We start from the raw sequence: 13,212 nt of genomic DNA on the forward strand, positions 1-13,212 counted from the left end.
CTACCAATCTTTCACACGACAAACTGTTAGCTTTTGATATGAGGTGCGGGTAATTTTTGGTAAGACTTAACCCACGCCGCATAGGCTTCCGGTTTTTGCCATACATGGTAGTGCAAGCGTGAGATCGTAACGGGATCGCTAAGCAACGCCAGACGCTGATTATTGCTCACCTCTTCCGGTTTTCGATTCAAAGCATCACGAACATTCTGCTCACGCACGTCCTCGATCGCCCGACTAAAGCGGTGACGCGCCGTCGCCATTGCGCTGGCAAGGGCATTAACGGATGGATCGAAAACAGCCTGCATAAATCCGTCATCGAGCCTACGCTGGTGGTTCAATCGGCAATATTCATCCGTAGCAACCAATTCACGCGGCGGGTTGAACTCTTCCGGTATCATCAGCAGATTCGCACGCTTACAACTCAATCCCAATGCTGCACGACTTGAATAAACCGACACAAACGGCGACAGAATCAGTGAGAAGACAATCGGAGACAACCACCACAAGAAACGTAGATCCAGCCATGCCATGCCTATCGCCCAGACCAGCCCCAGAACCAATTGGGAGCCGTGGCGTACAAACGCTTCGCTCCACGGCGTCGCATCATCATCACGCTGCGGAGAATTCCACTGCACTGACCAGCCGAGGAACGCGCTAACCACAAACACCGTATGGAACAACATACGAACCGGTGCCAGTAGAACCGAGAACAGCATTTCCAACAGCAGGGAAAGGAATACGCGGAAAGCGCCGCCGTACTCTTTTGCCCCTTTCGCCCACACCAGAATCACGCTCAACAGCTTTGGCAAGAACAGCAACACCAGTGTCGTTGAGAAGAGTGCGATAGCCAATTCTGGCCGCCACTGTGGCCAGACGGGAAACAGCTGTCGGGGCTGCAAGAAGTACTGAGGTTCCATCAGCGTATGCACAACCTGCAAGGCCGTAGAGAGTACCAGAAACATAAACCACAGCGGAGCAGACAGATAAGACATCACGCCAGTCAGGAAAACGGCACGGTGAACCGGATGCATGCCTTTAACCAGGAACAATCGGAAGTTCATCAGGTTCCCATGGCACCAACGGCGGTCACGCTTCAGTTCATCCAACAGGTTAGGCGGCAGCTCTTCATAACTTCCTGGCAGGTCATATGCAATCCACACCCCCCATCCGGCACGACGCATCAGCGCCGCTTCAACGAAGTCGTGAGAAAGAATCGCACCAGCGAACGAACCTTCACCCGGCAGTGGTGCTAACGCACAGTGCTCGATGAACGGTTTCACGCGGATAATCGCGTTATGCCCCCAGTAATGCGACTCACCCAGTTGCCAAAAATGCAGACCCGCGGTGAACAAGGGGCCATAAACACGCGTTGCAAACTGCTGGCAGCGCGCATACAGCGTATCCATGCCGGAGGCTTTCGGCGAAGACTGGATAATACCTGCGTTCGGATTCGCTTCCATCAGTCTGACCAGAGACGTCAGACACTCGCCGCTCATGACGCTATCGGCATCCAGAATCACCATGTAGCTATACTGATTACCCCAGCGACGGCAGAAGTCATCAATATTGCCGCTTTTACGCTTAACACGACGACGACGACGACGATAGAAAATGCGCCCTGCTCCACCAACATCACGACACAGTTCCATCCAGGCTTTTTGCTCTGCCACACAGATATCGGGATCGTTACTGTCGCTCAGAACGTAAATATCAAAATGCGCAAGATTACCTGTCGCTTCAACCGACTCATACGTCGCACGTAACCCCGCAAACACACGTTCTACGTCTTCGTTACAAATCGGCATGATCAATGCCGTACGATGCTCAGGATTCAGTGCCTCATTACCCACTGTCGTGGAAGAGATACTGTATTTATCCCGCCCAATAAGCAGTTGCAGGAACCCCATCAGCGCCGTCCAGAAACCAGCCGATACCCAGCAGAACAACACCGCAAATAAAACGAGTATGCCGCTTTGCAGTACGTAAGGCAGCAGTTGCATCAGCGAGCGCGTCCAAGGCTGACCCGCCATCTCAAACGGATCGATCAACGCCCAGCCCTGATAAGGCAGGATCGTTTTCATGTACCAGGTTGCAATTGCAGTCTGGAACAACGTCAGCGCCAGCAGGATATAGCGGCGAATGGTTCCCACCAGACGCCAGCGATTTTCGGAAATTTTCTCTTCCGGGCTGTAATGAGGACGAGGTGGCACAGTTCTGCCTAGCAAGCTTTCCCACCAGCGAACCAGTGGATTAGTGCGCCAAACATCGGGGAACATCGAAGCGCGGGTAATAACAGGCATCGCTTTTAATGCCGTCCGCCCTTCTCTGTCTGTACCGAGTTGCTTACCCTTATCCAAACCATCAGACCAAGCCATGTCTAAACGTGCCTGCACGGAATGCAGCGCCACATCTTCCTCGGCCTGAACATTAACCTGATTACCTTCAGACGGGTTACCTTCAGACAAGACCTGATGCAAAACGGCCTGATCGTTCCAGGCCGCTTGCGGTAATTTTTCGCGAAGAACCTCTGCCTGCTCAGCAGGCAGAGGGAGTTTCTCAATATAATCGAGAGAAGAAGTTGACTTATTCATTAGCAGGCAGCTGATTGCTCCAGGTTTCAGTCAGTGTCGTCTCGCCATTAACCAATGCAGCTCTCATTTCAGTCGGCTGTTTCGCATCTTTCACACGCAAACGCAGCGTCAGACGCCAGCCATGAGTTACTGGGTTATAGCGAACATTATTTTCTACGATCTCGCCGTTATCGCCAATGCTGACCTGAGAGGCTACCGGAGCATTCTCATCCAGCTCTTTTAAATTCGGCCCAATGAAGTCCACAATATAAGCGATCGTGCCGTCAGGCTGGCGGATCAGGTTAGATTGTTTGACATCACCGGCAGAACGGCGCGTCTGCTGAACGTAGGCAACGTCTGGAGAATGCAGTTGATCTTCATCGCGCGTAAAGTGCAGACGATATTTAATATCCAGTGGTTTGCCCGTTTCTGGCAGTACATCAGGCGTCCAGAAAGCAACGATGTTGTCATTGGTTTCATCCGCAGTAGGGATTTCAACCAGCTCAACTTTTCCTTTACCCCACTCGCCTTTCGGTTCAACCCAACCGCTTGGACGTAGATCGTAGCGGTCATCAAGATCTTCATAGGCAGTGAAATCACGACCGCGTTGCAGCAGACCAAATCCTTTCGGATTTTCTACCGCATAGGTGCTCACAGACAGATGCTTCGGATTATTCAGCGGACGCCAAATCCATTCACCATTACCGGCATGAATTGACAAACCGTTAGAGTCATTCAGCGCCGGACGATAGTTCAGCGTCGGTGACGGCTGGTTCGGCCCAAACAGATACATACTGGTCAGCGGGGCAATACCCAGTTTGCCCACTTTATCGCGCAGGAAAACTCTAGCCTGAACGTCTACGACGCTGTCACGCCCCGGATAAACGGTAAAGCGGTAAGCCCCTGCGGCACGCGGAGAATCCAGCAGTGCATAAATAACCAGATGTTTATCATTCGGCTTTGGACGTTCAATCCAGAATTCACGGAAACGAGGGAACTCCTCACCAGAAGGCAACGCAGTATCGATAGCCAGACCGCGGGCAGACAAACCATAGATCTGACCTTTCCCTACGACACGGAAGTAGCTGGCACCCAACATGCTGACGATTTCATCATTCTTATCCGCTTTATTGATCGGATAGAGAACTTTAAAACCGGCAAAGCCGAGATTTTTAACCGCTTCAGGATCGTGATTGACGGAACCAAAATCAAAATACTCAGGCGAGTATTTAATCTCATCAACCGTGGTCGCCGTGACTTCATTAATTTTCACCGGAGTATCGAAATACATCCCCTGATGATAGAACTGTAACTTGAAGGGCGTCTGTACATTATTCCAGTATGATTTATCGTTATTGAAACGAATTTGCTGGTAGTCCGCAAATTTCATATCACGGAATTGCGCTGGAAGATTACTTTTCGGCGCTTCAAACCCCTTTTGTGCCAGCTTTTCAGCCTGCTGTGCCACATCATCAATAGAGAATGCCCAAGCAGGCACTGCGCTTACAGACAGCATAATGGCGGCGGACAGCCAGCGAAGGCTGGCAACCCGCTGTTTAAACCCAAATTTATTATCCAGCACAGCTCCCCCTGTTGGTGTGCTTCAATCAACTAAAATCCATATTAATGGATAAGTTAGCTTTCCTACAACTTGATAAAGATATTGTTCATCATAATAGGTTAGCGTTTAAACAAAGAGAACGCTAAAGCATGATAAATCGGGTTGTAAAAATGGAAAACAGCCACGGACTATAGCGAATATCGATCTATACGGGCGTAGGATTATTCCGTTTACGTCTACACCGTCTTCTCTAACTCCACCGATAAAAATCGGAACATACGGCTACGCTAACACACATACAGCCTAAAGCATGATCGGCATAAACATTTGTGTAACAAAGCAAGGACAAGTAAAGTATCCCCCTGGCTGAACCCGGTATTATTGAATTAAGACTGCTATGCTTTTGTCCGCACTACGACGGCGAAGTTTCCCAGCCTGGGTCGGCATCTTCGCTATTTTGACCATCTTCATTGCGCCAGTGATTTCACAGACACTCGTGCCTCGTGAGCATGGACTTTATGATGGTATAACCACACATAGTACTACCACGCATAGTAATGCGGCCTCTCACAATAGAGACGTACATGATATAACCGCGCCCGTCAGTAGCAGCAGCGATATCGCTGAGCAGCATCATAATCATGCTGGACACGCGATGTCTGGGCATCACGCGACGCAATCACACCATTCGCACTCATCGCCATCCATGATGATGGATCATGCCGCTTGTGGTTATTGTGTTCTTTTTGCGTATACCCCCGCGCTGTTCACTACAGGCTCTCCTAATCCCATATTGACCGCGTCTTTATCTGAAGCGCTAGCTATACATTTTATTTCCCGGATTGCTCTTCCCGAGCGTTACACCTCTCCTGTGGTGCGCGCCCCGCCGTTCTGAATGCTGCATTATCATGCCTGCGGGCATTCATAACGCATTCGCCATACCCCTTCCGGTATGGTGTTTGGGTCTTTTTTTGCTAAATGATTTCAGAGGGTTCTATGTCACACCCTAATCAGGCATCCGTCACGACTGCCGCTTCCGGCACGCGCCTAGCTGGAGAAACGACGTTGGATAAGCACGCAATGGATAACATATCGCCACGTGCCGCAATCATTGCTCTGTTCATCCGGCTTCACTTTTATATTGGTATTTTTGTCGGTCCTTTTATTTTCGTTGCAGCCCTGACAGGAACGCTATATGTCCTTACGCCGCAGATTGAAAACCGGCTGTATTCGCACCAGCTTTTCACTGAAAGCCAGGGCACGCCACATTCGCTAGCAGACCAAATTCATGCGGCGCAGGCAGAACTTACTCATCATCAGGGCGCAAAACTGCTTGCGATACGCCCTGCTCCCGCCGCCGGAGAGACGACCCGGGTCATGTTCGCTTTACCGGAACTGGGTCCATCAGAAAGCCGTGCTGTTTTCATTGACCCCGTCTCACTGGAAAATCGCGGCAGTGAAATTGTCTATGGCACCAGCGGCATTTTGCCATTTCGTACCTGGCTCGATTATCTGCATCGCGGGCTGCTATTAGGCGATGTCGGGCGTAATTACAGTGAGCTGGCAGCATCCTGGCTGTGGGTTGCTGCCTTGGGTGGTATTGTCATCTGGTGGTCAACCCGGCAGATATCATCAGCAACCAAACGGCGGAAGTTAAAAAATAGCCAGACGACAGCAGCGAAAACGCAGCGTCTACGCCATTGGCATGCCACGATGGGGCTCAGCCTCGTGCTTGGTTTGCTCTTTTTCTCCGCAACAGGGTTAACCTGGTCGCAGTGGGCAGGAGGCAATATATCTGTCGCACGTACCGCTTTAGGATGGCAAACTCCATCGGTAAAAACCCAGTTGCCCGCACCGATGTCTCACCATGACATGATGCACGGCCACGATATGACGATGACAACCGATGAACATGCGGAGCACCATGCGTCAATGCCAATGGGGGATGCCGAAACCTATTCACCGGCGTTATTTGATGAGGTGCTGGCTACCGCTCGTCACGCGGGGATTGATGCCAATAAAATCGAAATTCGCCCCGCCACTAAGCCACATAGTGCCTGGACCGTCAGTGAGATCGATCGTTCCTGGCCAACGCAGGTTGATGCCGTATCGATTAATCCTGATACGTTGGAGGTTGTAGACAAAACCGATTTCAACACCTTCCCACTCGCCGCCAAGCTCACCCGTTGGGGAGTGGATGCGCACATGGGCGTATTATTCGGTTTACCAAATCAGTTGATTCTTGCGGCATTTGGCCTTGGGCTTTGTGCGATGATCGTGTGGGGCTATCGGATGTGGTGGATACGCCGTCCAAAATATCGCCATGGCGCGAATCCAGTCAATACGCTGACGTCCACACTGTTGCAGGTTCCGGTTTTTCACCGGGTACTCATTGCGCTCATTACGCTGATGCTGGCACTGAGTTTACCCGTTATGGGGGTTAGCCTACTGGTCTTCCTACTGATTGATGTTGTTCGGTGGTATATGACCCCCCCCAAACAGGCTATTGTCAAAAACTGATTCCTTTACGGCTATCATCATTCGATTCAGCAATAAAAACCGCCCTTGTGCGACACTCTTTGTGCAACACAATGGCGGTTAATCAGCAATACACGACTAGCAATAATAAATTAGAACGTGGTCCAGTCCGCCAATTCACCTTTGCCAGACGTTTTTTCTGCACGATTATTTTTAGGTGCAGACAGCGCAGGCATTTCTGCCTTTCTCGTTAACGCCGCACTTTTATAAGATGCACCAAGATTGAATACGCTGACCGTACGCGCGAGACTATTTGCCTGATCCTGCAAAGAGAGAGCCGCCGCCGCAGATTCTTCAACCAACGCCGCATTTTGCTGGGTTGTGGTATCAATCTGCCCAACGGCTAGGTTGATTTGATTGATGCCGTCACTTTGCTCACGGCTAGCCTGCGCAATTTCGCTGATGATTCCTGTTACACCCTGCACGTTTGTCACCAGTGAATTCATCGTGACGCCGGTTTCTTCCACCAGCCCCATGCCATCCTGCACTTTCTTAAACGAATCATCGATAAGTTCTTTGATTTCTTTTGCCGCCGTAGCGCTTCTCTGAGCCAACGCACGAACCTCACTGGCAACAACGGCAAACCCTCGCCCTTGTTCACCCGCACGCGCGGCCTCGACAGCCGCATTCAGCGCCAGGATATTGGTTTGGAAGGCAATCCCATCAATCACACCGATAATTTCCGCCATACGCTGCGAGGAATCGCGAATACCACGCATTTCCTGCGTTACCGTTTCCATCATCGCGCCACTTTTCTTCACGGTTGCAGAAGCGCTGGCCGCAAGATCTGTCGCCTGCGTCGTATTATCCGCAGTATTTCTTATTGTCGACGTCAACTGTTCCATTGATGACGCCGTTTCTTCCAGCGAGCTTGCCTGCTCTTCCGTTCTGGCGGATAAATCCTGATTCCCCGCAGCAATTTGCGATGCGGCACTGGAGATCGTTTCTGCACCATCACGCACCTGACTAACAATCTGTCTCAAGCTACCGTTCATGTTATTCAGGGCGGATAACAACTGACCCGTTTCATCTTTACGGTCAGTATAAACTTCAGAGGTCAAATCGCCTTTTGCGACATTTTCAGCAACAACGAGGGCTTCCTGTAGCGGTTGAGTGACGCTGCGGGTAATCAATGAAGCAATAATCAGCCCCGCTAGCGCACTAATTATAATGATCGTAGCGAGAACCATCAGCGCATTTTTATAGCTTTCACCGACTTCTTGCGCTGAAGATGACATCTTATCATCCTGTATATCGATGAACGCCTTTACTTTGCTAGTGTATTTCTCTTGAGTAACACGCGTGACGTTGAAATATTCTTCAGCAGCTGCATCCGTATTTCCTGCCGAGACCAATGAAGAAAGTTTGTTCGCTGAACTAAGAAAATCACGTCGGATGTCGCCGATATCGCGCAGTACTGCAATAGATTTATCGTCATTAACGGATTGATTCAGATATTCCATGAGTTCAGATATCGTTCCTGAACGTGCTTTGTTCAACGACAACTGTTTATTGATTTCACTTTCTGATTTAAGTAATAACAACAGTTGCTGATTGTTGAGGTAACCATTTAGCTCATCAATGAGTTTATTGCTCTTGACAGTTAATGGGTAGTTTTGAGAAACGATATCATCCATTTTCTCATGAAAATCACTTAGCTTTGAAATTGCAACGCTGCCAATGATCAGAAGCATTAACACAAGAAAAGAAAACCCTGCTCCTAATCGATATCCTATACGCCAGTTGGACAAACCCATTAACATCTCCTTAACTAATATTCTCTATCTGTATAAAAATACGTAATTTAAAAAATTAATATTTATTAATAAATGCAGATAGTCCCAATATTCTTTTTCATAACAAAAAATACACATCTCTGAACAGATCGTTTATAGGCTTTTAAACAATATGCAAGTAGATATGCTCATCAAACCACAGGCATCGTGGCGTGGCCGCCTGACTTTTATCTACTCACGTCCCATAAAATTTGGGAGAATTACCGTCACTAAAATTATGGTTGAATAGCAACGACAAATACCAATACAAGTCAGAGCAAATCTTCCTTACGCCGAAGGCGGTATCGGCCTTTTGTAGATAATCTTTATATTTTCTAACTTATGGTATTCATATCTATTTAATCGATCATTTTACAACAATCTATCTATTTATAAGATATAAGCATTTTAAATAAACAGAAATATTGCATTTTGAATGTAACAATAAACCCAAAAACAAATAATAACAATTTGTCATAAATTAAAACAAAAACCACTTGAATTGATATTATAGCGCGGGCAGGAAATAGAGATGGAAGTAAACAAATGATATACGGTAACCCTCCTTACAATCAGGTTCACTTTCTATAAGAACATCACACCTTGGGTAAAAAAAGACTCACCCAGCCATCTTTTCATCAAGATGGCTGGGTGATTTAATGTTTTTATTTATGTTTACGCTGCTCAGAGAGCCGAGTCATATTCCAGCATTACTTTTTCTTAGACGTTACTTTAGATTTACCTTTCAGCAATTCCCGAAGTTTTTTGAGTTCTTTTTGCGTCAATGGCGCTTCTGTACCCACCTCTTCCGTCCCTTGGCTGTCTACTGATTCAGGAGACAAGGCAGAGATTAGATGGCCTTCATCAAAGCTCCGCAGTAACCGAGCACTGACTTCCGCACTGATTGATACTTCGTTTTCCAATGCCGCAGCTTTGATTTTTTCTTTCAGCTCTGGGGAAATTTTCAGGGACAGGCTAGATATCTCACTCATTTTATTACCTTTCTCATGGGGTAAAAGAGTAACCTATGACACCTAGTCAGCAATGTCCATACTGAAATAAAAATTTAATATTTCTGTCACATAAATAACGCCATTATTTTCTTAGCAAGAAGATTATTATTTCGCTATTTTAATTTCCCTAACATGGACTATTTATTTCCGTTTTTCATTTTCCAGTCGTCAATCATTTTTCTGCTCACATCGCCTTTGTAACAAATTGGCGAATAGCCCCCTGCCCGACTCCATGCACTACGCTTACCACACTGACTACCATTACGTGCTGAATTATAAGGACAAGGGCAATTTCCTGAATAAGCAGAAATCGATGCCTGGATGATCTTTTCTTTGATCTGCTCGTCAGAAATCCGAGAATTTTTCGCCATACTGGGTGTAGAAAAAGAAAGCAAGGTCACAGCGAAAACCATCGCAACAGCCAGCGTTATTTTCATACCGAAGGTCTCACTTTAAGCAGAGGTTGTTAACTGTAGTACAAAATAAGTACCACCGAACAGAGTTTTACCTGACTACTCATTATGGGTTAAAAAATTGATCATAAAATATTAACGACATAAAATGCAGGCGCTGCGAGAATAAAAGGAAACAAACGTGCCACATCACTCCCTATGGGAACTCATTAAACTTACCTACATGATCGGTTTTGTCGTTTCCTTGATCGTTACTTTCTTGTTAAGTAAAGACAAATCCCTATTCATTCGCTTTTTTGCTTCGTTAATGGTAGCTCTCACCTGGCCGTTGAGCTTTCCCGTTGTCTTGCTGTTCTCCATTTTTTAAAAGCGTTTATCTTCCTGATGACAGGTTTAATGACTCAATGCCGCAACGCCTATACTCACCTTCTAGAGAGAATGCCCCGCGATGAGTAACATTCTGATCAGTGCTTGTCTATCAGGTTTCCCCGTGCGCTATAACGGTACTGAAAAGAAATCTGTCGGAGACTATCTTGCCCAGTGGCGACAACAGGCTCGGTTGATTACATTTTGCCCGGAACTAGCTGCGGGTTTCTCAACCCCCAGGCCTTCAGCGGAGATTATTCCGGTCTTTGGTGACCGTTCCGTCATCAAGGCTGGCGCCCGAGTTGTTGAAGCAACCGGCAACGATGTGACCGCACGTTATATTCTAGGAGCATGGTTAACGCTACAAATGGCACAACAACATAACTGTCGCTTTGCTCTCCTTACGGAAGGGAGCCCTTCCTGTGGCAGCAATATTATCTACAGCGGACAATTTGATGGTTCGCAAATGGCTGGTAGTGGCGTTACCGCCGAGTTACTACGTCACCATGGTATAGAAGTATTTTCCGATTGTGAGATCGAACGATTAATCGAACGTGTTGAATATTGCGATCGTCATACTGACGTATAACAACGCTGCTGTCGGTCACCAACCCCAAATGAGCAGCAGCGTTAGACAAAGAATTAACGAACCACTAATACTGACATCTTTGCATGGCGAACGATGGCGGCAGCATTTGAGCCGAGTAAATAGGTTTTCACATCAGGCCGCCGCGAACCAATTACAATTAAATCCGCATTAATCTCCTCTGCCAGCGATAGCACTTCGTCTCTGGCCGAACCAAAACTAACACTGCATGACACACGTGACGCAGGAAGCTCGATCGTTTTCATCAGTGATTTAAGCTTGTCATTCGCTTTCACCACGGCCTCATTCTCAAACTCTTTTATTCCAAAGGAATAAGCAGATAAAAATGCTGACGCATCAGGAAGGGAGTGAAAGAGGTGTATTGCAGCACCCGACATTTTGGCCAACCTGACTGCATGCGTAAGCGCGTGTTTGGTGAGTTCATCTTCTTCTATATCTACTGGCACCAGGATGCTTGTGTACATAATCACCTCTCCTTACGTGGATAACTGATTATCTGTCAGTATGTAAGAAGCGTAGTCTGCTCGTCGTCAGCAGAATATGATCCCGTTCACTTTTACGCATGTTGCCCGCAATTTTTAACCTAATGGGCGCATAAAATGCACCGTTAGCTCACCGCCGATTGGCTTTAAAGCGATCGGGTATAGATGCGTGACGACTCTCCCCAAGGGTGATAGCCCATTCCAGTAAAGTGGAAGCCATATCGCTCATAAAAGCCGAACAACTCAGTGCACAGATGCAGCGTAGAAAAACCAGCACGCCGAGTTTCCTGAGCAAGGTGTTCGATCAATTGCCCCGCATACCCCTTCCCACGGTGGCTCTCTTCAATGTAAAGCGCACACAGCCAGGGATAAAGATCCATACGGCTAATGAAATCATTGGTAACTAACCCCGCACCACCAATAATGAGTCCATCCTTTTCCAACAAATACCAATCAGGCAGTGGGTTTTCAGCATTAATGCAGTGACTAATACAGTCTTCATAAAGCATCAACGTTTCCTTTGATGCCCAGTGCCGTTGGAAATAATGGATCGCCCGTTCTTTGTATTCGGGGCGATTTCGGATAGAAATGATATTCAACATGGCGTTAGCGGCTCATCTTCCATGAAGCAACGATGTGTTCCGTTGTTTCTAGCGTAATCGTGTTGCCAGGAATAATAAAATTCCGCCACACCTCGTTGTAGTGCGTGATTAACTGTTCTGCTTTCAGTTCACCACGATTGGCCGTCGTGTGTGCATCGGCTGCAATCGTCAACGCATAGCCCCGGCTGGCTGCATTTTTAATGGTTGCATCAACACAATAATCCGTCGCACACCCACAAATCGTGAGGTGGTTAACATTCAATTCAGCCAGCACATCAGCTAACGGCGTACGATAAAACGCGTCGCATGCCGTTTTAGTAACAAACAAACTGCCTTCGGGTTGATGGAGCTCAGGTAATAATTGCCATCCGTCACTGCCTGGCAACATACTGCCCCCTTCATGCTGAATAAAAATCGTCTGGTCTGCTGCGCCTGAAAGTTGGTTTATCAATGCAACCGTCTGCGCCTGTCGCGCTCTCGGCGTTGCAAACACGGCATTCTGCATATCAATGACCATTAATACGTGCATTTTGTTTCCTTTTTCGGCGCTTAATATCAGCATTTCATCATCACACAGGCAGTACCGAGCCATCATCCTGGCCGTTCGATACCAGCTAGATCATGTCCACTATACCATGAGGATAAAAGTTGATTTTCCCGGAACGCAGCAAATCAATATCAAACCAGCGGGTAACGATCGGAACGCCATTTGTCTCTATGCCATGAATGATATCTTGCTGATAAAGCATTTCATCCTGAAAACGAGCTTCATAGACAAAGACAATTTCATGCCCTGCCTTGCCATTATAGGAAAAGATATTTTCTGAAACACCCAATAGCGAAAAGTCCTTGGTCGCTGCGCTAATTTCCTCCTGAACTTCTCTCTCCGCAGCCGCCTGTGACGACTCTCCAAATTCAATGCCACCGCCGAGTGGCAACACATAATGCTCATCTTTTATAGGGTCATACCCTTCAGCTAATAGAATTTTGTTATGGTTTCGGAAAAGACAAACTGCTTTTGCTCTAATCTTCTGCATGCCAACGCTCCAGGTAAACTACCGCACTGTTTTTGATAAAAAGACATTTTTGATAAAACGATATGTGCCACAGGAAAATGTCACCACCTTGTACAGATAAAGGTCTATAAGACGAGCTCAAATACATTAACAGTCTTTATGTTCAGCTAATTTTTTCCTCAACCTCCGAGCATTCCGTCATGTTTAACTTATTGAAGTCATGTCATCTCGTATAATTATTCCAGACATATTATTGGTGAGAAATAGCA

13 protein-coding genes are annotated in these 13,212 nt (G+C 47.2%); 4 read left to right on the forward strand and 9 right to left on the reverse strand.

The annotated features are described in order from the left end of the window. Positions 1-26 precede the first annotated feature (26 nt). Positions 27-2,591, reverse strand: coding sequence for a glucans biosynthesis glucosyltransferase MdoH (gene mdoH / locus A6301_RS03755; RefSeq protein ID WP_234257129.1), 2,565 nt, complete (start codon positions 2,589-2,591; stop codon positions 27-29). Further along, positions 2,584-4,086, reverse strand: a complete 1,503-nt coding sequence (locus A6301_RS03760) for a glucan biosynthesis protein G (RefSeq protein ID WP_107167809.1) — start codon at positions 4,084-4,086, stop codon at positions 2,584-2,586. The genes mdoH and A6301_RS03760 overlap by 8 nt, the downstream gene beginning before the upstream one ends. 442 nt (positions 4,087-4,528) lie before the next feature. On the opposite strand from A6301_RS03760, the gene A6301_RS03765 reads away from it, so the two are divergent. Both A6301_RS03765 and A6301_RS03770 read left to right on the forward strand, forming a co-directional pair. Further along, entirely contained in the window at positions 4,529-5,026 is a 498-nt protein-coding gene (locus tag A6301_RS03765; protein WP_234257130.1) for a DUF2946 domain-containing protein, read from the forward strand. A gap of 101 nt (positions 5,027-5,127) precedes the next feature. Further along, positions 5,128-6,651, forward strand: coding sequence for a PepSY domain-containing protein (locus A6301_RS03770; protein WP_234257131.1), 1,524 nt, complete (start codon positions 5,128-5,130; stop codon positions 6,649-6,651). 110 nt (positions 6,652-6,761) lie between these two features. Here A6301_RS03770 and A6301_RS03775 read toward each other — a convergent pair whose 3' ends face one another. The 3 genes from A6301_RS03775 to A6301_RS03785 all read right to left on the reverse strand — a co-directional run bounded on the left by A6301_RS03775 (position 6,762) and on the right by A6301_RS03785 (position 9,894). Further along, positions 6,762-8,426: a methyl-accepting chemotaxis protein gene (locus A6301_RS03775; RefSeq protein WP_107167722.1), complete on the reverse strand. Its 1,665-nt coding sequence runs from the start codon at positions 8,424-8,426 to the stop codon at positions 6,762-6,764. A 728-nt stretch (positions 8,427-9,154) separates the two neighbouring features. Then, the gene (locus tag A6301_RS03780; RefSeq protein ID WP_107167723.1) at positions 9,155-9,436 is read right to left on the reverse strand and encodes a hypothetical protein; all 282 of its coding nucleotides are present in this window, start codon (positions 9,434-9,436) and stop codon (positions 9,155-9,157) included. 158 nt (positions 9,437-9,594) lie between these two features. Beyond that, entirely contained in the window at positions 9,595-9,894 is a 300-nt protein-coding gene (locus A6301_RS03785) for a hypothetical protein (RefSeq protein WP_107167724.1), read from the reverse strand. A gap of 157 nt (positions 9,895-10,051) precedes the next feature. Between A6301_RS03785 and A6301_RS03790 the strand changes: the two genes are divergently transcribed. Then, a complete protein-coding gene (locus A6301_RS03790; RefSeq protein ID WP_107167725.1) occupies positions 10,052-10,237 on the forward strand; it encodes a GhoT/OrtT family toxin in 186 nt (61 codons plus the stop codon). A gap of 81 nt (positions 10,238-10,318) precedes the next feature. Next, on the forward strand, positions 10,319-10,825 hold the full coding sequence (locus A6301_RS03795; RefSeq protein ID WP_107167726.1) for a DUF523 domain-containing protein: 507 nt from the start codon (positions 10,319-10,321) through the stop codon (positions 10,823-10,825). 53 nt (positions 10,826-10,878) lie between these two features. Here the strand turns inward: A6301_RS03795 and A6301_RS03800 are convergent, their stop codons facing one another. The 4 genes from A6301_RS03800 to A6301_RS03815 all read right to left on the reverse strand — a co-directional run bounded on the left by A6301_RS03800 (position 10,879) and on the right by A6301_RS03815 (position 12,964). After that, positions 10,879-11,307 (reverse strand): universal stress protein, encoded by a 429-nt coding sequence (locus A6301_RS03800; protein ID WP_107167727.1) that lies wholly within the window; start codon positions 11,305-11,307, stop codon positions 10,879-10,881. 164 nt (positions 11,308-11,471) lie between these two features. After that, entirely contained in the window at positions 11,472-11,927 is a 456-nt protein-coding gene (locus tag A6301_RS03805; RefSeq protein ID WP_215484191.1) for a GNAT family N-acetyltransferase, read from the reverse strand. A 4-nt stretch (positions 11,928-11,931) separates the two neighbouring features. Beyond that, positions 11,932-12,456, reverse strand: a complete 525-nt coding sequence (locus tag A6301_RS03810) for an isochorismatase family protein (RefSeq protein ID WP_234257132.1) — start codon at positions 12,454-12,456, stop codon at positions 11,932-11,934. A gap of 85 nt (positions 12,457-12,541) precedes the next feature. Further along, on the reverse strand, positions 12,542-12,964 hold the full coding sequence (locus tag A6301_RS03815) for an NUDIX hydrolase (protein ID WP_107167729.1): 423 nt from the start codon (positions 12,962-12,964) through the stop codon (positions 12,542-12,544). Positions 12,965-13,212 lie beyond the last annotated feature (248 nt).

The organism is Pectobacterium sp. IFB5596 (genome assembly GCF_021432585.1).
Classification (GTDB): domain Bacteria; phylum Pseudomonadota; class Gammaproteobacteria; order Enterobacterales; family Enterobacteriaceae; genus Pectobacterium; species Pectobacterium punjabense.